Origin of the sequence: Brevibacillus sp. FSL K6-0770 (assembly GCF_038000275.1) — a bacterium.
GTDB lineage: Bacteria > Bacillota > Bacilli > Brevibacillales > Brevibacillaceae > Brevibacillus > Brevibacillus parabrevis.
The window spans coordinates 3888481-3911424 of record NZ_JBBOBQ010000001.1 but is presented as its reverse complement, the minus strand read 5'-3'; the positions used below and the strand labels follow the sequence as shown (position 1 = coordinate 3911424).

The 22944-nt window shown below is 53.7% G+C and carries 22 protein-coding genes; 18 read left to right on the top strand and 4 right to left on the bottom strand.

All coding sequences use genetic code 11. The features are described from left to right. The first annotated feature begins 12 nt into the window (after positions 1 to 12). Positions 13 to 1305, top strand: a complete 1293-nt coding sequence (gene hcp / locus NST23_RS18430; protein WP_173596961.1) for a hydroxylamine reductase — start codon at positions 13 to 15, stop codon at positions 1303 to 1305. A gap of 158 nt (positions 1306 to 1463) precedes the next feature. Further along, positions 1464 to 1970 carry a hemerythrin domain-containing protein gene (locus NST23_RS18425; RefSeq protein WP_371736947.1) on the top strand — a complete coding sequence of 169 codons (507 nt, stop codon included), beginning with the start codon at positions 1464 to 1466 and terminating at the stop codon, positions 1968 to 1970. Positions 1971 to 1990: 20 nt separating this feature from the next. On the opposite strand, the gene NST23_RS18420 is transcribed toward NST23_RS18425, so the two are convergent. Continuing rightward, positions 1991 to 2245 carry a hypothetical protein gene (locus tag NST23_RS18420; protein ID WP_122964868.1) on the bottom strand — a complete coding sequence of 85 codons (255 nt, stop codon included), beginning with the start codon at positions 2243 to 2245 and terminating at the stop codon, positions 1991 to 1993. Between the two features lie 245 nt (positions 2246 to 2490). On the opposite strand from NST23_RS18420, the gene NST23_RS18415 reads away from it, so the two are divergent. Then, entirely contained in the window at positions 2491 to 4020 is a 1530-nt protein-coding gene (locus NST23_RS18415; protein ID WP_340964224.1) for a nitrate/nitrite transporter, read from the top strand. 98 nt (positions 4021 to 4118) lie between these two features. On the opposite strand, the gene NST23_RS18410 is transcribed toward NST23_RS18415, so the two are convergent. Next, positions 4119 to 4823, bottom strand: a complete 705-nt coding sequence (locus NST23_RS18410) for a Crp/Fnr family transcriptional regulator (protein ID WP_122964870.1) — start codon at positions 4821 to 4823, stop codon at positions 4119 to 4121. A gap of 201 nt (positions 4824 to 5024) precedes the next feature. Here NST23_RS18410 and NST23_RS18405 point away from each other — a divergent pair, with 201 nt between their 5' ends. From NST23_RS18405 to NST23_RS18360, 10 genes are all read left to right on the top strand, one after another. Beyond that, positions 5025 to 6065 carry a hypothetical protein gene (locus NST23_RS18405; protein ID WP_173596965.1) on the top strand — a complete coding sequence of 347 codons (1041 nt, stop codon included), beginning with the start codon at positions 5025 to 5027 and terminating at the stop codon, positions 6063 to 6065. Continuing rightward, complete coding sequence (locus tag NST23_RS18400) at positions 6052 to 8226, top strand: molybdopterin oxidoreductase family protein (protein ID WP_340964223.1); 2175 nt, start codon at positions 6052 to 6054, stop codon at positions 8224 to 8226. The genes NST23_RS18405 and NST23_RS18400 overlap by 14 nt, the downstream gene beginning before the upstream one ends. Beyond that, positions 8219 to 8788 (top strand): 4Fe-4S dicluster domain-containing protein, encoded by a 570-nt coding sequence (locus tag NST23_RS18395; RefSeq protein ID WP_122964873.1) that lies wholly within the window; start codon positions 8219 to 8221, stop codon positions 8786 to 8788. The genes NST23_RS18400 and NST23_RS18395 overlap by 8 nt, the downstream gene beginning before the upstream one ends. Before the next feature lie 18 nt (positions 8789 to 8806). Next, on the top strand, positions 8807 to 9331 hold the full coding sequence (locus tag NST23_RS18390; protein WP_173596967.1) for a Rieske (2Fe-2S) protein: 525 nt from the start codon (positions 8807 to 8809) through the stop codon (positions 9329 to 9331). Further along, entirely contained in the window at positions 9321 to 9512 is a 192-nt protein-coding gene (locus NST23_RS18385; protein WP_122964875.1) for a hypothetical protein, read from the top strand. The genes NST23_RS18390 and NST23_RS18385 overlap by 11 nt, the downstream gene beginning before the upstream one ends. Further along, the gene (locus NST23_RS18380) at positions 9505 to 9804 is read left to right on the top strand and encodes a hypothetical protein (protein WP_173596968.1); all 300 of its coding nucleotides are present in this window, start codon (positions 9505 to 9507) and stop codon (positions 9802 to 9804) included. Before NST23_RS18385 ends, NST23_RS18380 begins: the two co-directional genes overlap by 8 nt. A 125-nt stretch (positions 9805 to 9929) precedes the next feature. Beyond that, entirely contained in the window at positions 9930 to 10436 is a 507-nt protein-coding gene (locus tag NST23_RS18375; protein ID WP_122964877.1) for a hemerythrin domain-containing protein, read from the top strand. Between the two features lie 5 nt (positions 10437 to 10441). Further along, positions 10442 to 11203, top strand: coding sequence for a YwiC-like family protein (locus tag NST23_RS18370; protein ID WP_173596969.1), 762 nt, complete (start codon positions 10442 to 10444; stop codon positions 11201 to 11203). A 153-nt stretch (positions 11204 to 11356) separates the two neighbouring features. Further along, a complete protein-coding gene (locus NST23_RS18365; RefSeq protein ID WP_217022993.1) occupies positions 11357 to 12838 on the top strand; it encodes a type I restriction-modification system subunit M in 1482 nt (493 codons plus the stop codon). Next, on the top strand, positions 12828 to 14093 hold the full coding sequence (locus NST23_RS18360; protein WP_340964221.1) for a restriction endonuclease subunit S: 1266 nt from the start codon (positions 12828 to 12830) through the stop codon (positions 14091 to 14093). Before NST23_RS18365 ends, NST23_RS18360 begins: the two co-directional genes overlap by 11 nt. A gap of 22 nt (positions 14094 to 14115) precedes the next feature. On the opposite strand, the gene NST23_RS18355 is transcribed toward NST23_RS18360, so the two are convergent. Then, the gene (locus NST23_RS18355; RefSeq protein ID WP_340964219.1) at positions 14116 to 15591 is read right to left on the bottom strand and encodes a flavin monoamine oxidase family protein; all 1476 of its coding nucleotides are present in this window, start codon (positions 15589 to 15591) and stop codon (positions 14116 to 14118) included. A 138-nt stretch (positions 15592 to 15729) separates the two neighbouring features. Here NST23_RS18355 and NST23_RS18350 point away from each other — a divergent pair, with 138 nt between their 5' ends. From NST23_RS18350 to NST23_RS18330, 5 genes are all read left to right on the top strand, one after another. Next, positions 15730 to 16317 carry a putative glycolipid-binding domain-containing protein gene (locus NST23_RS18350; RefSeq protein WP_340964216.1) on the top strand — a complete coding sequence of 196 codons (588 nt, stop codon included), beginning with the start codon at positions 15730 to 15732 and terminating at the stop codon, positions 16315 to 16317. A 20-nt stretch (positions 16318 to 16337) separates the two neighbouring features. Continuing rightward, complete coding sequence (locus NST23_RS18345; protein ID WP_280649015.1) at positions 16338 to 16733, top strand: hypothetical protein; 396 nt, start codon at positions 16338 to 16340, stop codon at positions 16731 to 16733. A gap of 38 nt (positions 16734 to 16771) precedes the next feature. After that, positions 16772 to 17197 carry an HD domain-containing protein gene (locus tag NST23_RS18340; protein ID WP_122964883.1) on the top strand — a complete coding sequence of 142 codons (426 nt, stop codon included), beginning with the start codon at positions 16772 to 16774 and terminating at the stop codon, positions 17195 to 17197. Between the two features lie 493 nt (positions 17198 to 17690). Continuing rightward, positions 17691 to 19877, top strand: coding sequence for an endonuclease MutS2 (locus NST23_RS18335; protein ID WP_340964213.1), 2187 nt, complete (start codon positions 17691 to 17693; stop codon positions 19875 to 19877). 463 nt (positions 19878 to 20340) lie between these two features. Further along, a complete protein-coding gene (locus NST23_RS18330) occupies positions 20341 to 21261 on the top strand; it encodes a phosphotransferase (RefSeq protein ID WP_122964885.1) in 921 nt (306 codons plus the stop codon). 35 nt (positions 21262 to 21296) lie between these two features. Here NST23_RS18330 and NST23_RS18325 read toward each other — a convergent pair whose 3' ends face one another. Continuing rightward, positions 21297 to 22718, bottom strand: coding sequence for a sigma-54 interaction domain-containing protein (locus NST23_RS18325; protein WP_340964210.1), 1422 nt, complete (start codon positions 22716 to 22718; stop codon positions 21297 to 21299). Between the last annotated feature and the right edge of the window lie 226 nt (positions 22719 to 22944).

Here is a 22944-nt window from a genome sequence, read left to right as displayed (position 1 = left end):
GAGGAAATAAAGATGTTTTGTTATCAATGTGAGCAAACACCGACGGGCGGCTGCAAGGTAATCGGCGTATGTGGCAAAAACGAGGAATTGGCGAGCATCCAGGACACGATCATTTTTGCCCTGAAAGGGATCGCCGCCTATGCGACACATGCGAGACAATTGGGGTACATCGATCCGGAAGTGGATGGGATCACGCAGGAAGCTTTATATTTCACGCTGACAAACGTTAACTTTAACTTAGAGGAACACTTGCAAATGGCAATGAAAGTCGGGGGCGCAGCCATCAAAGTGATGGAATTGCTGGACAAGGCGCACACAGATCGCTTTGGCATTCCAGAGCCGATTACCGTCTCCCAGAACAAAATCGAGGGACACTGCATCGTTGTGACCGGGCACAATCTGTTTGCGTTGCGGGAACTGTTGGAGCAGACCGCAGGCAAAGGCATCAATATATACACCCACTCGGAGATGCTGCCAGCGCACGGTTATCCCGAACTGAAGAAGTACCCGCATCTGAAAGGCAATATCGGCAAAGCGTGGTTTGACCAACGGAGATTGTTTGAAGAGTTTCCGGGGGCGATCCTGGCGACGACCAACTGTGTGATGCCGATCAAAGGCACTTATGCGGACCGCTTCTTCTCCTACGATATTACGGGGCTTGAGGGCGTGACCAAAATTGAACACGACGATTTTACGCCACTCATCGAACGGGCGCTTGCCTTGCCAAAAGCCCATATCGAATCGGAGCAGACGCTGACGACCGGATTTCATCACGAGACGGTATTGGGAATCGCGCCGGAAATCATCGATGCCGTCAAGGCGGGGCAGATCAAACGCTTTTTCGTCATCGCCGGATGTGATGCACCAGGCAAAGGCGGCGACTACTATCGGGAATTGGCTACTTCCTTGCCGCCAGAAACCGTCATCCTGACAACTTCCTGTGGCAAGTTCCGCTTCAACGATGTGGATTACGGCGTCGTTCCGGGCACCAATATTCCGCGCTACATCGATCTGGGGCAGTGCAACAATTCCGGTTCTACAGTCAAGATCGCGACAGCGCTGGCGGAAGCGTTTGGCTGCGGGGTCAATGAATTGCCTGTGAGCATCGTCCTCTCCTGGTTTGAGCAAAAGGCCGTCGCAATTTTGCTCGGATTGTTCAGCCTGGGCATTCAAGATATCCGAATTGGTCCCAAGCTGCCGGAGTTTATCCAGCCAGGCGTGCTCACCGTGCTTCAAGATTTGTTCCGGATCAAATTGATTGGCGATGCCCAAGAAGACATGAAAGAAATGCTCGGCGTGCATTAATGGCAGGAAAAGATGGCTGTCCCTTGTGGGGCGGTCATTTTTCTTTGTTTGCCGAAAAAAGGAGGGGGCGCAAGGGGGAAGGTGTGACGTACTTAACAGCGTCTCCCCCTCTTTTCCATTACAGTAGATTTGTGAAAAGAAAAGGGAGGGGAAGCATGATGCCGTTTGGATGTTCCATGGGAATGACTCCGGAAGAAAACGCTCTTTGTGCCGCTTTAACCCAACTGAAAACAGAACACGGTCCGCTCGTGGAAAAAATGGTGGAACTTCAGCGACTTGCCACACAGTTTGTGGCTGCCGACGCGATTCGCAAAGAAGAATTGCTAACGGAACTGCAAACGAACGCAAACGCCTTTATTGCCGAGCTTGAGCCTCACTCCGCGAAGGAAGAGGACGTATTGTTTACGATGATGGCCAAGTATGTCGGGAGGGAGGCGGGGCCTATTGCCGTGATGGAATACGAGCACGAACAGGCGAAACGCTTTCTGAACCGCTTTTTGGAGGATGGCTTCCCTGACTATTTGCAAAGCGCTGTCGAGGTTTTGCTCCAGCATTTTCAAAAAGAAGAGCAAGTGCTGTTTCCCATGGCCCAACAGCTGCTGAATGAAGAGGAAAAGCAGGAGCTTCTGGAAAAAATCGCGCCGCAACACCCAGAGCGCTTGTGAGCACAGCGAAGGCAAGCCCTCTAGTCAACCAGGCTGTGCTCGATGAATTGCTCTTCAAGCGCTTTCAGATCGTGCGCCCAAAACTTGATGACTTCCAGGGCAATCTGGTGTTGAAGCTCCGCCTTGCTTGTCAGCTGGAGAACCACCTTTTTCCGATAGTCGGAATGGATGCTGTAAAACGTACAGTCTGCCTGCTGTCCCTGGATCGACAGCTGCTTGTAATAGGGAAAGCCGCATAGAAAAAAGACATCTTGTATATCGGCAATTGTCATCATCTCATGTCACCTCGAACTCAGTCGTGCCCCAAGCATAGGTCAAGACGAGCTGAATTGACTGTGCGTACGATCACACGGTTCCAAACGATTTTGTGAATGAGCGCGATTGTGATTTTCCTCACAACGAAGCGTCGAGGATGAGGATAAGGTAAAAAGGGGGATGAGCATTGGGAGTTCGGCCTGACACAGAAACATCCTCGTCTGGCCGACTCCGTTTTTTTCCTAAAGAAAAGGAGTGGTGATAGATGGTTCGCAAAATTCAGCTACCCTTGCAAACATTCAGCCTCGTTGCTGGATTCATGGTCTGGGTCATCTTGTCTTCTTTGATGCCGTTTATGAAAGAGGAATTGCAATTGTCAGCAGGACAAATCGCCTGGATTACGGCGATACCTGTCTTGCTGGGCTCCTTGTTGCGTATTCCGATTGGCTATTATACGAATCGCTTCGGGGCGAGACTGCTGTTTACCGTCAGCTTTCTTCTGCTGCTCGTGCCTGTGTACTACATAAGTGAAGCACGTTCGGCGGCGGATTTGATGATCGGAGGGTTTTTTCTGGGGATTGGCGGCGCGATCTTCTCGGTAGGCGTGACTTCCTTGCCCAAATATTATCCGAAGGAAAAGCACGGCTTCGTCAACGGCATTTACGGAGTAGGCAATGCCGGGACCGCGCTCTCCACGTTTTTCGCGCCCATCGTGGCGAAGCAGATTGGCTGGTCGGGCACTGTGAAGCTTTATCTGGGGTTGCTCGTGCTGTTTGCACTCCTTAACTTCGTCTGGGGCGACCGTAAAGAAACGCGGGTTAAGACTCCCGTGATGGAGCAGATCAAAGGGGTTTACCGAAATGAAAAGCTGTGGTTTCTCAGCCTGTTTTACTTTATTACGTTTGGCTCGTTCGTCGCTTTTACCGTCTATTTGCCAAACTTTCTCGTCAGCAGCTTCGGGTTGGATAAAATAGACGCGGGCATGCGGACAGCGGGATTCATTGCGCTGGCTACCATCGCCCGGCCGCTGGGAGGCTGGCTCGGAGATCGCTTCAATGCTTTGAAGGTGTTAATGGTGGTCTTTGCCGGACTGAGCTTGTTCGGGGTCGTTCTGTCGTTCTCGCCGTCGTTGCAGCTGTATTCGATCGGATGCCTGGCGATTGCTGTCTGCGCGGGAATCGGGAACGGGACGATTTTCAAAATGGTTCCGTACTACTTTTCCAAGCAAGCCGGGATCGTCAACGGGATCGTTTCCGCGATGGGCGGGCTTGGCGGATTTTTCCCGCCATTGATTCTCTCGCTATTATTTAGCCTTACAGGTCACTACGCTATCGGGTTCATGGCCTTGTCCGAGGTAGCGTTAGCCAGTCTGATCCTCGTCTTCTGGATGTACTATCAGGAAAAAATGCAGTTGGCCAAAACGATCGTCGACAACACGGGAGAAGCCATCGTCATCACCGATACGAAAGGGATCATCCGCGATGTAAATCCCGCTTTTTCTGCGGTGACGGGCTACGAGCGTCACGAAGTGGTCGGCAAAAATCCGAAGCTGTTAAAATCCGGGATGCAGGAACCGGGCTTCTACCAGCAGATGTGGCAGCAGATTGCCGCCACAGGCTTTTGGCAGGGCGAAATCTGGAACAGGCGCAAGAGCGGCGAGGTTTATCGCCAATGGCTGACGATCAGCTCGATCCGGGATGAAGCGGGAGACGTCCAGTATTACGCAGGCATGTTTACCGAGTTGACACCACAGCAGCTTCAACCAGGCAATCCGGCAGTTCCTGCGTCCAGCTAGAAAAAAAGGCAGCCATGTTCGCGTGGCTGTCTTTTTTATACAAAAAACGCTGCACCCGCTCTCCTGCTTGGAGGAGACAAAAGGTGCAGCGTTCGTTGTTACATTTGGCAAATTTCCGGCGGGCAATCGTCACAACAGATTGCTTCTTTCAAATACTCCACATCTTTGATCAACAGGTATCCGTGCGGCATGATCTCGATGACATCCAGCTTTTTCAAATCGGCGAGCATCCGGTTGACGCTTTCGCGGGTGAGGCCGATGAATTGGGCAAGATCGCGATTGGTGAGAGAAAGCTTGATGAGAATGCCGTCCTCTCGTTCTTCTCCGTACGTATTGCTCATGCGGATCAGCGTGGAGTAAAAGGCTCCGATTTTGCCGTTCAACAGCAAGTCGCGGAACTTGGATTGGATTCTCCGGTTCATGATGGCCATCCAGCGCAAAAAGTCGACGCAAAACTCACCGTTTTCCAAGAGCAGCTTCTCCAGTGCGCTCCGCTGGATGACGTTGACCTCGCCCGGCTCGTGCATGGTCGCTGTAGACGTATAAGTAACGCCTGACTCAAAAAGCCCGACCATTCCGACCAGCTCGCCTGGCCCAAATACTTGCAAGGTCAGTTCCTTGCCGTCGGCTGTCGCTTTGGTCAGCTTGATTTGTCCTGATTCCAGCAAGTACAACTTATCTGCAACTTCCCCATCGATAAACAGGACGGACTCTGTAGGGGACATTTTTTTCTTCGTGCCGATTTGTGCCAATTGATGAACAAAAGCAGGAGAAACCTGCTCAATAAACGTGAGACTTTTCATGAATCGTTGCACCTCTGCTTTCCTTGCCGCTCTGCTCTCGCATAACCTGCTGCCCCATTATAGCACGGAGATTTTGACAAAGGCGTGTCATCTTCTGGGCGATCGCATGCAGGTGTGAGGTATGTCACTTTGGAGCGCCAGCGGCCTTGTTACAATAAAGCCAACGATCGACAAAGCTTTGTACCAGAGGAGGTTGTTCGCATGGAGCGGGCATTTGCGTCCAAAGTGGCCAGAAGGGCTTTCTATACAGTCTGTGTGTTGTTTTTGGCTTCGTACCTAGGTTCTCGTTTTTTTACCCACATGGATTTTGCCTTGTACGGTTACATGGTGGGAACAGTCGTGTTCATCGGCGGGTTTCTTTATCGGTTCTCGGCTTGGGCTGACCGACCGCCAACGAACATTATCCTGAAAAAAGGGTTGCGGCTGTTGCTGCGCAAAAGCACACCGCAAACGGCAGTGGATCATCTGGCGACCTACCGCTTTATCTGGAATCGCGGCTGGTATCGCTGGACCCAGCACATCCTGCTTGGCTGGGGCTGCATTCTCTCGGCACTGGTGACATTTCCGCTCGTCTTCGGCTGGATGTACTTCACCATGGGGGATAACGGCACCTACACCGTCGTCGGGATGGGCATTGATCTTTTGCAAGTCAAAGCGGATGGCTGGATTGCCTTTTTGTTCTACAACGCGCTTAACATTACGGCGTTCATGGTGATCGCAGGAGTGTGCATGGCGCTGTACCGCCGCTTGAAAAACTGGCAGGCCCGTGCGGAGCAAAGTTTTCTGTACGATTTCTTGCCGCTCTATCTGCTTCTGTTCATCAGCATCACCGGCTTGCTTTTGACGGTGAGCAACCTGTTTCTCCACGGCTTCGGCCATCCGGTGATGAGCATGATCCATCAGTTTTCCGTCATCGTCACCTTGATTTATTTGCCCTTTGGCAAGCTGGCGCACATTCCGTTCCGGCCGATGAGCGTCTTCGCCCGCAATTATCGCGAGCATTATGCCGAGCAGGAAATGAAGCATTGCCAGGTGTGCGGAGAGCGGTTTGTGTCCGCCGAGCAGTCTGGTGACGTGATCGATGTCTTGCAGGAAAACCAGATTCGCTTCGAAACGGCAGAAGGCTTCCATCTTGCGGAGTTGTGCCTGCCTTGTCGCAGAAAATATCGCATCTTCCGTTTTACCGGCATTCCTACCCATCACCGATCGGAGAAAGAGGCGAACCAGCATGCAAAAGGATAAATTTTTCAAGGAGATCCAAAACAAGCTCCATCCGGGAGAAAAGCTGGTCAGCACGCATTGCAGCTATTGCGGCATGCAGTGCGGGATGAACCTGCGTGTCGATACGAGAACGAATACGATTATCGGGGTAGAGCCGCGTTACGACTTCCCGGTCAATTTAGGCAAAATGTGCCCAAAAGGGGTTACCGCTTATCAGCAGGTCAACCATCCTGACAGGATCAAAAGGCCGCTCATCCGCCGCAATCCGGCATGGAAAGGAACGGCGGAAGGCTTCGAAGAGGTGTCCTGGGATGAAGCGCTCACTTTCATTGCAAGCCGATTCACGGAATTGCAGGAAGCATACGGCAAAGATACGCTGTCTGTCTACTCCGGAGTTTCGATGACGAACGAAAAGTGTTACTTGACAGGCAAATTCGCCCGCGTGGGGCTGCAAACGCGATATATCGATTACAACGGGCGGTTTTGCATGTCGTCAGCAGCTGCCGGGTTTAACCGCAGCTTTGGCATCGACCGTGGCTCAACCGTCCCGTGGACAGATATTCACCAAACCGATTGTTTGCTGATTGCCGGTTCCAATGCGGCGGAATGCCATCCGACCAGCATGTTTCGGATTTGGGAAGTGCAAAATCGCGGCGGCTACTTGATTGTAGTGGACCCGCGTGAGACACCGCTTGCCCGCCGCGCTGACGTCCACCTCGATTTGCGGCCAGGGACAGACCTCGCATTGGCGAACGGACTGCTGCACCTTTTGATCGAAAATGGCGCCATCGACGAGGAATTTATTCACAATCACACCAATGGCTTTGCCGAAACAAAAGCGTTGGTCGAAATGTATACACCTGAGGTCGTCAGCGAGATTACAGGCATTGCGCAGGAAAAAATCATTCGCGCAGCCGAGATTTACGGCAAGGCACCTGAGGCAATCGTGATGTTTTGTCGGGGTGTCGAACAGCAATCCAAAGGAACGGATAACGTATCGGCCTATACAAATTTGGCGCTTGCGACGGGCAAGATCGGCCGTCCGAAATCAGGCGTGGCGACCTTTACCGGGCAGGGCAACGGCCAGGGAGGACGGGAACACGGTCAAAAGGCAGATCAGTTGCCTGGCTATCGGAAAATGGATAATCCGCAGCACGTGCAGGAAGTGGCTTGCGCCTGGGGGATTCCCGTGGCGGAGATGCCGCAAAAAGGCGTATCTGCCTACGAAATGTTTGAACTGATGCACAACAAGACGATTCGCGGGATGTACTTGCTCTGTTCCAACCCGGCGGTCAGTGCCCCCAATCTGAACTATGTCCGGGAAGCTCTGAAAAGCCTCGATTTTATGGTCTGTTCGGACTTTTACCTGTCGGAATCAGCGGAATATGCGGATGTCGTGCTGCCGACGACGAGCTGGGCGGAGGACGATGGCACCACGACGAATCTGGAAGGGCGCGTCATCCGCCATCGCCAGGCCCAAAGCTGGTATGCCGAGTCCAGGCCGGATTGGTGGATACAGATTGAAATTGCCAAGCGGATGGGCCGCGGTCAATATTTCGAGCATCTGAGCGGGCCGCGTGAAATTTTCGATGAGCTGCGCCGCGTTTCCCAAGGCGGCACCGCTGACTACTACGGAATTACTTACGAGAAAATCGAAGAGCGGCAAGGCGTGTTCTGGCCGTGCAGAGATGAAGAAGACCCGGGACAGCCGCATTTGTTTCTCGACAAAACGTTTTACCATCCGGATGGCAAGGCAAAAATTTGTGCGCTGCCTTATCGTCCGCCAGCCGAAGAACCGGATGAAGAGTATCCGCTGCGCCTGACGACAGGCCGCGTCGTCTATCACTACCTGTCAGGGAATCAGACAAGGCGAATCCCGTTTTTGCGTGACATGTACCCGGACCCGCTGTTGGAAGTGCATCCTGATACAGCGCAAAAATACGGAATCGCCCACGGAGAAAAGGTTTTGCTGAAAACAAGACGGGGCGAAGCGGTATACCAGGTAAAAGTCATCGCGGCGATCCGGCCGGATACAGTGTTTGTCCCGTACCATTGGGGCAAGCATGAATCGATCAATTTGCTCACGAACCCTGCCCTTGATCCGTACAGCAAAATGCCGGAATTTAAGGCGTGCGCAGCCGAGATCGTCAAGCTCGAAGAGGAGGAACGGCAGCATGGCTAAACAACTGCTCTACATCGAAATGGACAACTGCATCGGCTGTCGCAGTTGCCTGGCTGCCTGCACGCAATGCGGCGGACACGACAGCCGAAATCGCAACTACGTCATGGATGTCGATCCGATGCAAACGCGTCAGACGATCCCGCTGATGTGCCTGCACTGTGTCAATCCCGCTTGTGCGCGAAGCTGTCCGGCGCAAGCGATCCAAATCGCCGACACTGGTGCAGTGCTCTCGGCGCTCGTAGAGAAGTGCATTGGCTGTCAAAACTGCACGATTGCTTGCCCGTACGGGATTCCCAAGTTTGATCAGGAGCAAAACCTGATGTACAAATGCGATCTGTGCTACGACCGGACCAAAGATGGAATCCCGCCGATGTGCGCTTCGGTTTGTCCGACCAACACGCTCCAGTGGCTAACGGAGAGTGAGCTTGCCGAGAAACAATCCGCGCACCGGCTCGCAGGCGGCAAATGGATCGCCAGTCAAAGCCTGGAGCCGCTGGAGAGCGAGACGAACGTAAAAATCAGTCTGCCCGGTATTTTGCAAGGGGTGCAGAAGCTTTTCTAGTCGAAGGAGGTCTGCAGCATGAACGAAGAGAAACAACCACGATCCGATCGGAATGATACGTATACCCACAACATCGTCAAGTCGAACGAGCGGAGTCTCGATCGGCGGGGCTTTATGAAAACGCTGGTCGGTGCTGCCGGATTGTTCGCCGTCTCCACTCTCCCGTGGGGAGCGATGGCGGCCCAGAAGCTGCTGCATGGGGAAGCAGGTGAGCAGCCGAGGCAAAAAATTGCGGAAGTGGCTGCATTGCGAGCAGGGGATGCCAAGGAATTTGCCTATCCGGGAACGCATGACAGCGCCCTTCTCGTCTGTGTTCGGGAAGGCGAGTACAAAGCTTATCAAAACGCTTGCCCCCATCTGAAATGCCCGGTGTTCTGGAGCAAGGAAAATCATGAGCTGCTCTGCCCGTGCCATCATGGCAAATTTGATGTCGAGACAGGAAATCCGCTGGCGGGCCCGCCGCGCCGACCGCTTCCGGAAATCGAGCTGGCGGTTGAACATGGCGTGATATACGCGATTGGGGTGAAGCCGTATGAAGCGTAGCTATCGCGGGGTACTGCTGCTTTGTCTCGTGCTGTTTGCCAACCTGATCTGCACCCAATATACCGTCAACCTGTTTTACTTTGCGCGATATGAAGAAGTGATTGGGCTTTCCGTCGTCAATCTGCTGCTGTTTCCGCTGGCGGTATTTCTTTATCGAAAAGAGGGGCGCAGCCATGAATAAGTTGATGCTCGACCAGCAGCTGTCACAGCTGACAAACGCGCGCATGCGAATCGGCATTACAGACTTGGCGGAAGATGCAGAGCTTCAACCAGCCCCGATCATCGAGAGACATTTGGCGAAATGGGAGTTTACAGAAGAAGGTGAGCATGTTCGCCTGTATTTTAACCATTGCCAGTTTCTCGCTGTTCCGGTTCAAGAAGAAGTTGGATTCGCGCTGGAAAAGGACGCGATCGTGCTCACCGCACTTGATCGCAGGGGAAAACTCAAGTACACGATCGCTTTTGCCAAATGAAGTCAACCGTTGCAAGATAGGTTGGCTTTTTTTTCCTAGCGTCTTATACTCCAATTGTAAGGGTGTTCACAGCTTGTAAGGCACTTAAAAGAGGTCTTTGAGAAAGCGGCGGGGGAGGGACCCGTATGAACGGTCAACAAACGGATGGAGAAGAGCGGCTTGGTCATTTGTTTTCTTCGGAGCACGCAAGCTTGGAGCAATCGATGGAAAAGCTGAAACAGCTCGTCTATCAAAGCCGAATCATGAGCGCGCAAACGGTGGAAGAGTTTCGGCTGACAATCGCACAGCTGGTGGACAGCTTGCAGGAGCATCACAGACGGGAAGAGGAGCTATTGTTTGTCGCCTTGACGGAGTCGCTGGGGTACACGGCGCAGCCTGTCCAGATGATGATGGAGGAGCACCGCCAGCTTGTCAGCCAGTTGAGCAAATTGCGCGAAGAAACCGTATGTTGCCAATGTGCCGGGCGCGAAACGACGAGACTGCGCGAAGTCACGACGACGCTGTACCGACTTTTGCACGATCATTTTCATAAAGAAGAAAAGCTGCTGTTTCCGATGGCAGAGCATGTGCTGGATCAGGCGAAAAAAGCGGCGATCATGGAAGCTGTGAAAGAAACAGGAAGAGGGGTGTAACAAAGGTGGCGAACGGAAAAAGAGGCGGGGCTTCCCTGGTAATGCCCCGCGAACACGGTGTCTGGGCCATGTTTGTCGTGCCGTACTTGTTCGGCGTATTTCTGGTGGAAAACAATGTTTTGCATTTGCTGGCCGGACCGGGCTTGCTCTGCGGCTTTATCGCGGTCAACGCGGCACTGGTCTTGATGCGGCAGCCAAAGCTCGCGCGTCAAGTGTTGCGCACCTTGCTCGTATTCGGAGGAGTGGCCGCCATATGTTTGGCCTATCCGCTGCTGCATAACGCGCTGGCCTTTTGGCCGCTCGTCGTGATGGGAATCTGCGCCGCGGGCAGCATCTGGTTTATCCGCAGCAAGCAGGAGCGGCATTTTCTCAACGATTTGCTCGGAATCGTCGGATTGACGATGCTGCTGCCTGTCTCCGCTGCGCTTGGCGGAGGCGCTCCCACGCAGGAACTGCTCACAGCGATGGCGTTGAACGTGGCGTATTTCACAGGGAGCGTCTTTTTCGTGAAAGCCGTGTTCCGCGAAAAGAACAACCGGATGTTTCAAAGCGTCGGCATCGTCTATCATCTGCTTTTGCTCGCACTGCCCTTGGTGTTGCCAGTTCCTGCGCTTTTCAGCCTGATTTTTGTTCCAGGCATCGTCAAAATGGCGATCGCGGCGAAAAAAGTCAAACTGCCTGTCAAAACAGTCGGGATCATGGAAATCGTCAACGTTCTCTGGTTTTTGGCAGGAGGCTATGTAGTGCTCGGTACGAAGCTCTTCTGAGATCCTGTTTTCAAAATGTGTTCGCTAGTAAACATGGGGAAAATCGGCTAAAGTGAAAATCGAGCAACAGAACTCATCCCTTTTATGCTCATGCGAGGACAGGGAACCACTATGAATGAATAGTGGTTCTTTATGGTAAATCGGGAGGTCAGCATGTCCAAACTAACGCTATCGCAACTGGAGTCTCACCTGTGGGAGTCAGCCAATATTTTGCGCGGAAGCATCGACTCCGCTGACTATAAAAACTATATTTTCGGACTGCTTTTTCTGAAACGCCTGAACGATGTGTTTGAGGAAAGCCAGGTGCATATTGCGCCAACAACAGGCGAGGAGGCGCGGCAGGCAGAGCATGACGCTCACCAGTTTGTCGTTCCGGCAAGCTCTCGCTGGCAGCGAATCCAGAGCGTGACGGAAGGGATCGGCGAGGCAATCAACGAAGCGCTGGCGGCATTGGAACAGGAAAACGCCACGCTTTCCGGGGTGCTGGCGACGATCGATTACAACGATTCCGAACGTTTGCCCGACCGGCTGTTGCAGCAGCTGATCAAGCACTTTTCTGCGATTTCTTTAGGAAACGCCAGTCTGACCGAGCCGGATATGCTGGGACGGGCGTACGAATATTTGATCAGACAGTTTGCAGACGATGCGGGAAAAAAGGGCGGGGAGTTTTACACGCCGAGCAAAGTGGTAGAGTTGATCGTCAAGCTGATCAAACCGGAGGAAGGCATGCGCGTGTGTGACCCGACGGCAGGGTCTGGCGGGATGCTGATTCAAACGGCCGACTACATCCGGGCAAAAGGCGGCAATCCGCGCCGTATCGCGCTGCATGGACAAGAGCGCAATCTGAAGACGTGGGCGATTGGCAAGATGAATTTGCTGTTGCACGGCCTGTGCGACCACCGGATTGAAAAAGGCGATACGATTCGCGAGCCGAAGCTGCTTGCAGACGGAGAGCTGATTTTATACGACCGGGTGATCGCCAACCCGCCGTTTAGCCTGAGCAACTGGGGGCAGGAAGAAGCGAAGGCAGATAAACTGTCCCGCTTTCGCTTCGGGATTCCGCCCAAAGACAAAGGCGATCTCGCCTTCGTCCAGCACATGGTCGCAACGCTCAACCCAAACGGCAAGGCAGGCGTCGTGGTGCCAAACGGGGTGTTGTTTCGCAGCGGTGCAGAAGCGGCCATCCGCAAAGGACTTTTGGCAGAAGACCTGGTGGAAGCGGTGATCGCCCTTCCGCCGAATTTGTTTTACGGCACGGGAATCCCGGCTTGCATTTTGCTGTTGAACAAAAACAAAGAAGCGGCGAAAAGGCAGCATGTCTTTTTCCTGAATGCCACCGGGGGCTATCACGAAGGAAAAAACCAAAACTTTTTGCGCGATTCCGACGTGGAGAGCATCGTGTCTGCCTACGAACGCGGGGTGGACATCGAGAAGTATTGCAGGCTGGTCCACGACAGCGAAATTCAGGCAAATGACTATAATTTGAATTTGGCACGCTACATCGACTCGTCCGAGCAGGAGGCGCAGATTGATGTGGGGGCAGCGCTTGTCAAGCTGCGCAGGTTGGAGGAAGAACGCAGCGAGATCGAGGGCAGAATGCTCGGCTTTTTAAAGGAGTTGGGATATGATGCCTGAGTGGAAAAAAGGGCCGCTCGGCTGGGCTGTGCATGTCCAGGGCGGTTATCCTTTCCCCTCCGCTGCGTTCGTGGACGAAGGGGTTCCCGTCGTGCGGATGAGCAACATGAAGAACGGCCGCCTGGACTTGACACAGGCCAAATGTATGGACGAGACTGCTCTGGCTGGGCACTCGGCGTATTTGCTGAAACCGGGTGATCTGCTGCTCGGCATGTCAGGCAGTATCGAAAACTTTGCCGAGGTCAAAGCGACCGACCTCCCCGCGCTATTGAACCAGCGGGTGGGCAGGTTGCAAATAAAAGACAGCTCGTTGCTGCACAGCGAATATTTGAAATACGTGGTGACCTCCAAGTGGTTTCGCGATCAAGTGTGGACGATGGCGGCTGGCGTGGCCCAGCTCAATATCAGCACGAAGCAGCTTGAATCCATTCCGGTTTGGTATCCGCCGTTGGCTGAACAGCAAAAAATCGCCTCCATTCTCGCCGCAGTAGATGGGGTGATCGAGAAGACAGAAGCGATGATCGAACAAGTCGAGGTCGTGAAAAGAGGGCTGATGCAGCAGCTGTTTACGCGTGGAATCGGTCACACTTCTTTCCGGCAAACCGAGTTGGGAACGATTCCGGCGAGCTGGACGCTGGTCAAGCTCCAGGAGATTGCCAGAGTCAAGGGCGGGAAAAGAGTGCCCAAAGGCTACAGCTTGCTGGAAGAGCAGACTCCGTATCCGTACATCCGCGTGTCCGATTTTCGCGATTATACCGTGAGCCAAAAACAGCTCAAATACGTGAGCGAAGAAATTTACGGCAAAATCAAGCGCTACACGATCTCCAAGCAAGATATGTACTTGTCGATCGCGGGCATTTACCTCGGAGTGGCGGGCCGTGTTCCCGACTGTCTGGACGGCGCTCTTTTGACAGAAAATGCGGCCAAGATCACCCCGACCTCCGACCGGATCGACCTTGATTTTTTGATGTTTGCCCTTGGCTCGGAGCTTTGCCAGAAACAGATTGCCGCGTTAAAAGGCGTGACGGGAGTGCCCAAGCTCGGTTTGAAACGGGTGGAGACGCTCCTGATTCCTTTGCCGAGCCTCACCGAACAGCACAAAATCGTGGCCGGGATCAAAAGCGTGCTCGCAAAGCTTGCGATGGAAAAGGCCAAACAAACACAGCTCATCGCGATCAAAAAAGAGCTGATGCAAAAGCTTTTGACGGGCAGTGTGCGAGTGCAGGTGGATGAACGGCAGAAGGAAATGGTCTGATCGAGCTTTCCGTCTCAGACATTTAGAAATCGCCGATGCGCGAGTGATGTCCCTGCACAGCCGCGCGCACTCCCGACTCGATCGCGCCTTGAATCCAGCCGTGATAAGCGGGCGAAGTATGCTCTCCGGCGAAAATGACTGGTCCTTCCATCGAGGTCAAGGCTGCCGACAGCTCCGTCTCCTGAAACGGCTTGAACAGGGCGAAGCCGCCACCCGCGTAAGGTTGCAGCAGCCAATGATGGGTAACTCCGGTCACAAACGTCTTGTAGACTTGCTCGCCGAACAGGACCGCAAGCTGGCGCAGCGCTTGCCAAATTTTTTCGTCATGGGACAGGCAAAGCCAGGGGAGCGCATCGTCTTCCCACGTGTAGCTCGCCAGAACGACTCCGCCAGACTGGTCAAATCCATGGCTTGGAAAGTAGGAAAAGCGCAAAGGCAGGTCTGAGATCGCTTGCCCGCCGTACAGACCAGCCTCTTCCCAAAAGCGGCGGGAAAATTGCAAGGCGATCTTCGTCGACGAGACGTAGTGCAACTGGTGGATGGCTTTCCATTTGCCAAAAGAAAACAGGTTCGACGGCTCGACGTCGATAAATTGCAGGACCGGAAACGGAATCGTAATAATCGCGATGTCGCCTGTAAGCTCAAACGGCGTTCGTGTGGCGGTGTCCACCCCGGAAAAGGCGATTTGCTGCCCTTTTTGGCTGATTCGGTCCACTTTGTGATGGAAGCGGATACGTTCGTTCAGGGAGGGGGCAAACGATTGGGGAAGCAAGTCGAATCCACCCGTGATCTCATAAAAGCGGGTGGGCGTATCGAACAGGATGAAATCGCGGAAAATCTCCAGAAAAGACAGCTCCGGGAATCCTTCGAAGCCGCTCATCACTTTGATTTTGTCGACGGCAGCGGCTGAGAGCGACGTGCTGATCGGATTGTGGCGCAAAAAGTATTCCATCGAGTAGCGGTCGTATTCCTTGATGACGATGGGCCAATGCTTGGCGGGATGTTTTTTGATGAAATCGATAAGCGGCCGGATGGCCATGAGGGCAAGGGCATCGGCTGACTTGCCTTTTTCGTGCGGAGCGACGGGAAAGTGCAACAGATCAGGATTTTGCTCGTACAGACGGCGGCGTGTTTTGATCCCGTTTACGTAAATGAGATCGTTCGGCGTACTGTTGATGAACTCGTTGAGTGGCAGGCCGAATTTGGCTATATACGCCATCGTCAACAAGTGAGTGTTCGGAATGCGCATCGCTCCTGCTTCCACGTAGTGCCCGTCTGTAAAAGGGGCGCGCAGCGTAAGCACTCTCCCTCCTACTCGTTCCGAGGCTTCCACGATCGTGACATGATGCCCGGCTTGTTTCAGCAGCGAGCCGGCTACCAGACCGGCGATGCCAGCACCTGCGATCAAAACCTTTTTCGGTTGTGTTGTCCGAGCCAGGCCATCGCGGATGATCGATAGCATCTGCGCTTCGCTCAAGGGTGATGAAGTCTTTTCCATGCGGCTTCTCCTTTTTCTGCTTGTGAAAATAGCGTATTCTGCGCTGGGCGCAATTGTGTTTGCTAGATTCCAATTCCATCCAATGCGTGGTAAACTGGGGATGGAAAGAAATGAGAACGTGTGATCGGGGGTATAGGCATGCTGCCTGCTAATGTGATTTGGAAGCCGCATAGCGGATCGGGCTTCGAGCATCTGGAAATTAGCGAGAGCAATGAGCGGTTGATTTTTGACAGCCTTGTAATGGGGATGAACGAACAGGGCGAATGGGTGAGAACCCACTATGTCATTGAACTGGATAGCAAGTGGGCGACGAGAAAAGTAACGATTCGTCACCTGGGAAAAACAGACGGACTGTGCCTTTTGTCAGATGGGCAGGGGGAGTGGACAAATGCGGAAGGTGAGCCAATCCCCGAACTGGCGGGCTGTGTGGATATTGACATTTCCTGCACGCCGTTTACGAATACGCTGCCGATCAGAAGGCTGTCATTTGCCCCGCATGTGCCGCAGGAGATTGACGTCGTGTACTTTTCGGCTTACGAGTTGACCTGGCGGCGAGTGAGGCAGCAATATACGCTGCTTTCGGCTGATGCGGGTTCGTCTGTCTTTGAGTATCGGGCGGGTTCATTTGTGGAAAACATCACGGTCGATGAGCAGGGGCTTGTGCTGGCGTATCCGGACTTGTTTGTGCGCGAAAATCTGGCAGTGGCGGAAGCAGGCAAGGCGTAGGAAGGGGGGGATGTTTCGTCATGGCAGACCGTTTTATAGCCGCTGTGATGACCAGCTTCCTGTTTACGCTCGGTGCCGCACTCGTCTTTTTTCACGATCGCTTCATGATGTTGCCTACAGCCATGATTACCTTTCCGCTGGTTTTTGCGTGTGGCATCCCTGCTTCCCTCGTGATCGATCGGTTGATGCGATTGCTGCGTCTGAACAGGAGTGCCGGAGCGGTTTTCGTGGAGCTGGCTCTTTACGGTGCAGCCGGAATAGGCGTGACCGTCTTGTTGTTCTGGAAGGTCGGCGGGGTATTTTTTAGCGCAGGTTCGCCTATGTATTACATGGGCGTGGCAGCTTCTGTGCTGTACGGACTGTGTCTGTTTGCCCTCAGAAGAAAAAGGCGGTCTGAGGTGGAGCGCTGCTCATAGAAGGACAAGGGCTTATTAGTGTCAAGGAGGCGAGGAAGATGGGAACGGTGGAAAAAGCAATTGCACTTGCGGCTCAAGCGCATGCGGGCCAAACCGACAAAGGCAATCACCCGTACATCCTGCATCCGTTGCGGGTCATGCTGAAAATGCCGACGGACGAGACGCGAATCGCGGCGGTTTTGCACGACGTTTTGGAAGACACGGCGATCACGGAGGAAGATTTGCGGGCGGCAGGTTTTTCCCAAGCGATTGTTTCAGCCGTGATTGCCCTGACCAGACGCGAAGGCGAAAGCTATCCAGACTTTATCAGGCGGGCCAGCGAAGACCCGATTGCCCGAGTGGTGAAGCTGGGCGACATCGAGGACAATCTCGACTTGTCGCGGATTGCAGTGCCTACCGAGCAAGACCGGGAAAGGCAGAAGCGCTACGAGGAAGCCGCGAAGCTTTTGCGGCTGCGCTCCTAGTGCGAAGCGAAACAGCCAGTCAAGAGCGATGGGTCGCTGTCATTCTTGACGGCTGCCGGAACGGTGCGCTATAGTGAAACTAACCTTATCAAGGGAGAGATGTTGATGTCGGCGGTAGTTCTTAACTAGATCAATTCCATATCGAAGGCAAGGAGTAATCCCACCAAAATTTTGCGCTGTTTGCAAAGTTTATTTGCGTTGGCCCATTTCCTGCCTTGGAATTAGTTAAGAACAACGGATATCATCACTGCTCCAGGTTTTCAACCTATCATTGCGCCCAAATCCGTGCTGTGTTCAGCGCGGTTTTTTTATTCCCTTTTTGGATCGTTTGCCTGCTTTTTGATCAAGCGGCTGGCGGTCTTGTTAGGGTACGGTTTGCGTGCGCATCGGTAGGGATGGACCCAAAAAGAGGGCGGAGAATGACGTTTGTTCATTCTCCGCCCTTTTTTTCGTTGAGGGGCATACACGATAAAAGCAAAAGGAGCGAGTTACTTTGAACGAAAAAGCATTGCAACGACTGGAATACGACAAAATCAAAGCAACATTGATGGAGTACGCCGTATCGTACGCCGGGAGGCAGCACGTCGAACAGCTGCAGCCGCTCGATTCAGCCAAAGTGCTGCGCAAAAAACTGGACGAAACCGCCGAGGCCAAAGCGCTGTTGCAGCAAGGGGCGAGCGTTCCTGTTCCTTCGCTGGAAGGAATGGAGATGATTTTGTCCCTGCTGGGAACGGGGTATGTGTTCACGGAACAAGACTTTTCTCATCTGCATCAGTTTCTCGTGAGCTGCGCCCAGCTTTCCAAGTACATGGCGAGCAAAGCGGAGGCGGCGCCGCGTGTCAGCTCTTACGCGACGACGATGTACACGCTGAGTCGGTTGAAGACGGAAATCGAGCAGTGCATCCGGCACGGTCAGGTGGTGGATACGGCGAGCAAAGATTTGCTGAAAACACGCAAGCGAATCGTCGTCTTCGAAGAGCGGCTCAAACGGCAGCTCGATACGCTGATGAACAAATACCGTTCGATTTTGCAAGAAAACATGATCAGCATGCGCAACGGAAGATACGTGCTGCCGATTAAAAAAGAGCATCGCCGACAAGTGGCAGGCAGTGTGCTGGACGAATCGGCGAGCGGGCAAACGGTCTATATGGAGCCCGCGGAGATCGGAGCGGTGCAGTTCGAGCTGTCCGCGCTGAAAGCAGAAGAGGCGCGGGAAGTGACGAAAGTGCTGATGCAGTTGTCGGCAGTGGCCGAAGAGTTTTCGCAAGAGCTGCATGTGAACGTGGACACAGTCGGGATGTACGACTTTTTGTTCGCCAAAGCGAAGTACGCCTTGGCGTTGGGCGCAGTGAATGTGGAGTTGAATGAACAGGGACGGATTGACGTCAAGGAAGCGCGTCATCCGTTAATGGGGCGGCAGATGGTTCCGCTCGATGTTCAGATTGGCAAAAGCTTTCAGACGCTGGTCATTACCGGGCCGAATACGGGCGGAAAAACGTTGACGCTCAAAACGGTCGGCCTTTTGACCGCGATGGTGCAATCGGGCTTGCTGGTGCCTGTGAAGGAAGGCAGCCAGTTTGCCATTTTCCGCAACATCGTCGTCGATATTGGCGACGGGCAGAGCATCGAGCATGCGTTGAGTACGTTTTCCGCGCACATTCGCAACGTCATCGAAATTTTGCAGGTCACCGATCATTCGACTCTCGTGCTGATTGACGAGATGGCTTCCGGCACCGATCCGGGGGAAGGGGTGGCTTTGTCGATTGCTATTTTGGAGGAGCTGCACAAGCGGGGCGCAACGGTGATCGCGACGACTCATTTTAACGAGATCAAAAATTTTGCAAGTGCGACCGCAGGCTTCCAAAATGCGCGCATGGAGTTTGACGAAGAGACGTTGCAGCCGCTCTATCGCTTGCGGATTGGCGAGGCGGGCCACAGCTATGCCTTTTTAATCGCGATGAAGCTGGGGATTCCGCGAGCCATGATCGAGCGTTCGCAAGAGATTAACCAGCATGGTTTTGCCCGGACGCAAGCGGGGATGGCTTCCGAGGTGGGGCAAGCAGGAGGGGAGGATTTTGTTCGTCGGGTCGAGGAGAAGGAAGCGGAGAGGGAGGCAGGGCAAGGGCAAGGCTTCTTTGGGGGAGCTTTGGTGGAGCAGATGGGTTCTGCCGAACAGGTGGTTGCGGTAGAATCGGAGTTGTTGGGTAGCGAGGGACGGTTTGGGAGTGGAGAATGGTTGGGTAGATCGGAGTGGCTGGGTAGTATAGAACGGTTGGGTAGCGGAGAACGGTCAAGTAGCGAAAAAAGGTCTGATAGCACAGCTCGATCAGCCAGCACAGAACTAGCAAAGCCAGAGTCGCACGCAGACTCCCCTCCCCCCGCGCCCAGCGGCAGAAAGCGTTTTGCCATCGGGGATTGCGTCTTCGTGTCTTCGTTAGGCCGGACGGGTATCGTGTGCACGGTGGAGGATGGCAAAGGGAACGTGGGCGTGCTGATTCAAAATCAGAAATTCAAAATCAACCAAAAGCGTCTCACCCTGCACATTGAGGGCAAGGAGCTGTACCCGGACGATTACGACATGGACATCGTGTTTGAAACAAAAGAAAACCGCAAAAAACGCAAACTGATGGCGCGCAAGCATGTGGACGGACTTTCTATCGAAACGAAGCGGGAAGAATAAGCGCTCAAAGCGATAGGGATAGCTTTAAAAGGTTGTTTGAAATAACTGGGAGAGAGACTGAATCGGAGGTCAAGACGGAAAGGCGTAGCCACCGAAGGGTGTTTGAAAGAATCGGGAGGAAAGAGCGGTCAAGGCGAAAGGTGTAGCCCCCGATGATGGTTTGAAAGAACCGGGAGGAATAGGCGGGTCAGAACGACAGTCACACTCTCCCGTAGATCGTCCATAAAACCAGGCTGAACCAAAGACAAGGTGGAGCAAAAACGCGCGCGCCGTTCCATCGCTCCACCTGCCTTCAGCCGGAGAGAAGCCCGCTGGCGATCTACAGGAAAAACAACTCAAATGCCGCTCGCATCTGACGTATAATGGAAAAGCTTTGGCACGTGGCTATTAGCAGCAAGTGAGACTATTTTGCCTGCGGGATGCCATGTTGCCAGTTTATTCAACCAAAAAAGAGGTGAGAAAAATGACACAGGCAAATCCGTGGAAAGCGGAGTGGGACGTCACGCAGGAGCTGGCGCAAGCATTGATCTACAGCCAGTTTCCCGCGCTTTCGTCCATGCGGGTAAAGCGGCTGGGAGACGGATGGGACAATACGGTTTATCTGGTTGGAGCAAAATACGTCTTTCGCTTCCCGCGCAGAAAACTCGCCGTGGAGCTGATCGGACGAGAAGGCCGACTTTTGCCCAAGCTTGCTCCGTACGTAACACTCCCGTATGCAAAGCCGCTTTTTTACGGGGAAGGGACGCCCGAGTATCCCGTGCCGTTTTTGGGGTACGTGTATGTGCAGGGAGAGTTTCCAGTAGGGCTGACTGACGAGCAACGGGCGTCATCCGGGCCGCTCCTGGCGCGATTTTTAAAGCGGCTGCATGCCTTCCCCGTAGCAATTGCCAAAGAGAACGGCGTGCTTGCTGATCACCGGGCCTTGCTGGATGTTGCGGCTCGAAAAGCAAAAATGGTCCAGCTGCTGGCTGATCCGCACTTGCCTTTCGAGGAAAGCGACCGATCGCTCCTTATGGATTACTTGCACGACCTGAATGCGAAACGTCTGCAGCCGAAGGAAGTGTTCATGCATGGCGATCTGCACTTCAAAAATATGCTGGTGACTCCAAACGGGCAGATCGCAGGAATCGTTGATTGGGGAGACATGTGCATCGGACATCCCGGCTGTGATCTGAACATCGCCTACAGCTTTTTGCCGCCAGAGGCGCGGGATGATTTTTTCCGTGAATACGGCGAAGTGGACGAGGAAACGAAGCTGTTGGCTCGTCTGATGGCTGTGTACATTCCGATGTTGATTTACAGGCAGGCAAAAGACACGGGCGATACACGGGTGGCACAAGAGGCGAGGGACATAATCAAGCGCGCCCTGGCCGAATCTTGCTAAGGCTTGCGGGCGCGCCATGTATGGAAAAGACGTTTTCAGGCTCGGCTATCGCTCAGCTGTCCGATCCCCAGCTCGCCCATTTTTCGATACAGGGTGCTGCGGGCGATGCCGAGTTTTTTCGCTGCGGCGCTCATGGAAGGAGCATCCTGAATCGCCTGGAGAATGGTTTGCTTCTCCAACGTCCGCAGCAACGGAGACGGATCGTCTGCCTGCGGTGCTTGCTCAGTGCTGGTCGTCCAAGCCCACTCTGGCGGCAGGTGTTGGACGGAAATCCTTGCTTCGGAAAAGGCGTGCAAAAAGGCGCGTTCCATCACATTACGCAACTCGCGGATATTGCCCGGCCAGGAGTGCTGATGCAGGGCGAGCAGGACCGTTTCGCAAAGGGCGTTTGGCCCGCCTTTGTATTGTTCGTGCAGTTGCCCGAGAAACTCCTTTGCCAAAGCGGCGATGTCTTCCTTTCGCTCGCGCAGCGGCGGGATGCGAATCGGCAGGACGTTTAACCGATAGAACAGGTCAGCGCGGAACAACCCGTTTCGCACATCCTCCTCCAAAAGTCGATTGGTCGCGGCGATGATCCGCACATCCAGCTCTTTTTCCGTATGGGAGCCAAGCCGCGTGACTTTTTTCTCTTCCAGCACGCGCAACAGCAGCACCTGATGTTCAAGCGTCATTTCTCCGATTTCATCGAGAAACAAGGTGCCGTGGTTTGCCGCTTCGAATTTTCCGATTTGCCCGCCCTTTTTTGCCCCCGTAAATGCGCCATCTGCATAGCCGAACAGCTCGCTCGCCAGCAAATCTTTGGGGAGCGAAGCGATATTGACCGCGATGAACGGTCCGTCTTTGCGTGGGCTGGAATCGTGGATCGCTTTGGCTAACACTTCTTTGCCGCAACCTGTTTCGCCCAATAACAGCGTATGGGAAAGCGAAGCCGCGGCAATCCGCGCTGTTTGCAACTGCTTGCGGTATAGCGGACTGTTCGTGGCGATCGCCGGGAAAACATGCGGTTCTGTGCGGGCAGGCAAGGGAGCGGTTCGCGTGCGCAACAAATAAAGCCGCGTCCCGGCAGCATCCTCCAAGGACTGTTCTTCGATGCTCCAGTCTTTTTCCAAGGAAGTCCACCATTGTTCTTCCAACGTCATTCCGGTGTGAAGACCGCATTGCTCACGAGCCGTGCGGGAGGCGAACACGACCGTGCGGGCTGCATCCAGCGCAAGGATCGGCTCGCGGCTTTTTTCTCCCCATAAAAAGAGCAAACGGCGCCAATCGGGCTGCGGATGGATGGACAAGCTTGAGGCAGTGTCAGTGTGCTGCGCGACATGCAAGCTAGTAGCTGACTCGGACAGATTGCTTGCTTGAGAAGGTGTGTTGGGACGAGAGGTCGGACAAAAGCTTGAACCTGGTGTGAACAAGAACGGCAGCGGTGTTTTGGAGCAAGCAGGGTTGTGCCATTCTTCCATTCGCTGTAAGCGGTGTATAGGGCAAAGGCTGTCTGGCATGGCGGAGGAAGAGCAGGCAGGAGCCGTGCATGACAAAAGAATCGTTTGCACGTGTGAATGGTGGTGCAATCTGTGCTGGTAAAAGGAATCAGGAGGGTGATAGAGTGCGTGAGAGACAGCGCGATGATGCGAACGCCCGATGACGGATGAAGCTCCGATTAACGAGAGTAGCACGCCGGCTTCAGTA

What these genes read in the sequence shown, in the direction of transcription:
- hcp (WP_173596961.1), top strand. Translation starts at nt 13, where the DNA reads ATGTTTTGTTATCAATGTGAGCAAACACCGACGGGCGGCTGCAAGGTA.
- NST23_RS18425 (WP_371736947.1), top strand. Translation starts at nt 1,464, where the DNA reads ATGCCGTTTGGATGTTCCATGGGAATGACTCCGGAAGAAAACGCTCTT.
- NST23_RS18325 (WP_340964210.1), bottom strand. Translation starts at nt 22,718, where the DNA reads ATGGAAGAATGGCACAACCCTGCTTGCTCCAAAACACCGCTGCCGTTC.
- NST23_RS18330 (WP_122964885.1), top strand. Translation starts at nt 20,341, where the DNA reads ATGACACAGGCAAATCCGTGGAAAGCGGAGTGGGACGTCACGCAGGAG.
- NST23_RS18390 (WP_173596967.1), top strand. Translation starts at nt 8,807, where the DNA reads ATGAACGAAGAGAAACAACCACGATCCGATCGGAATGATACGTATACC.
- NST23_RS18350 (WP_340964216.1), top strand. Translation starts at nt 15,730, where the DNA reads ATGCTGCCTGCTAATGTGATTTGGAAGCCGCATAGCGGATCGGGCTTC.
- NST23_RS18345 (WP_280649015.1), top strand. Translation starts at nt 16,338, where the DNA reads ATGGCAGACCGTTTTATAGCCGCTGTGATGACCAGCTTCCTGTTTACG.
- NST23_RS18405 (WP_173596965.1), top strand. Translation starts at nt 5,025, where the DNA reads ATGGAGCGGGCATTTGCGTCCAAAGTGGCCAGAAGGGCTTTCTATACA.
- NST23_RS18420 (WP_122964868.1), bottom strand. Translation starts at nt 2,245, where the DNA reads ATGATGACAATTGCCGATATACAAGATGTCTTTTTTCTATGCGGCTTT.
- NST23_RS18410 (WP_122964870.1), bottom strand. Translation starts at nt 4,823, where the DNA reads ATGAAAAGTCTCACGTTTATTGAGCAGGTTTCTCCTGCTTTTGTTCAT.
- NST23_RS18365 (WP_217022993.1), top strand. Translation starts at nt 11,357, where the DNA reads ATGTCCAAACTAACGCTATCGCAACTGGAGTCTCACCTGTGGGAGTCA.
- NST23_RS18415 (WP_340964224.1), top strand. Translation starts at nt 2,491, where the DNA reads ATGGTTCGCAAAATTCAGCTACCCTTGCAAACATTCAGCCTCGTTGCT.
- NST23_RS18340 (WP_122964883.1), top strand. Translation starts at nt 16,772, where the DNA reads ATGGGAACGGTGGAAAAAGCAATTGCACTTGCGGCTCAAGCGCATGCG.
- NST23_RS18400 (WP_340964223.1), top strand. Translation starts at nt 6,052, where the DNA reads ATGCAAAAGGATAAATTTTTCAAGGAGATCCAAAACAAGCTCCATCCG.
- NST23_RS18355 (WP_340964219.1), bottom strand. Translation starts at nt 15,591, where the DNA reads ATGGAAAAGACTTCATCACCCTTGAGCGAAGCGCAGATGCTATCGATC.
- NST23_RS18380 (WP_173596968.1), top strand. Translation starts at nt 9,505, where the DNA reads ATGAATAAGTTGATGCTCGACCAGCAGCTGTCACAGCTGACAAACGCG.
- NST23_RS18385 (WP_122964875.1), top strand. Translation starts at nt 9,321, where the DNA reads ATGAAGCGTAGCTATCGCGGGGTACTGCTGCTTTGTCTCGTGCTGTTT.
- NST23_RS18360 (WP_340964221.1), top strand. Translation starts at nt 12,828, where the DNA reads ATGATGCCTGAGTGGAAAAAAGGGCCGCTCGGCTGGGCTGTGCATGTC.
- NST23_RS18375 (WP_122964877.1), top strand. Translation starts at nt 9,930, where the DNA reads ATGAACGGTCAACAAACGGATGGAGAAGAGCGGCTTGGTCATTTGTTT.
- NST23_RS18395 (WP_122964873.1), top strand. Translation starts at nt 8,219, where the DNA reads ATGGCTAAACAACTGCTCTACATCGAAATGGACAACTGCATCGGCTGT.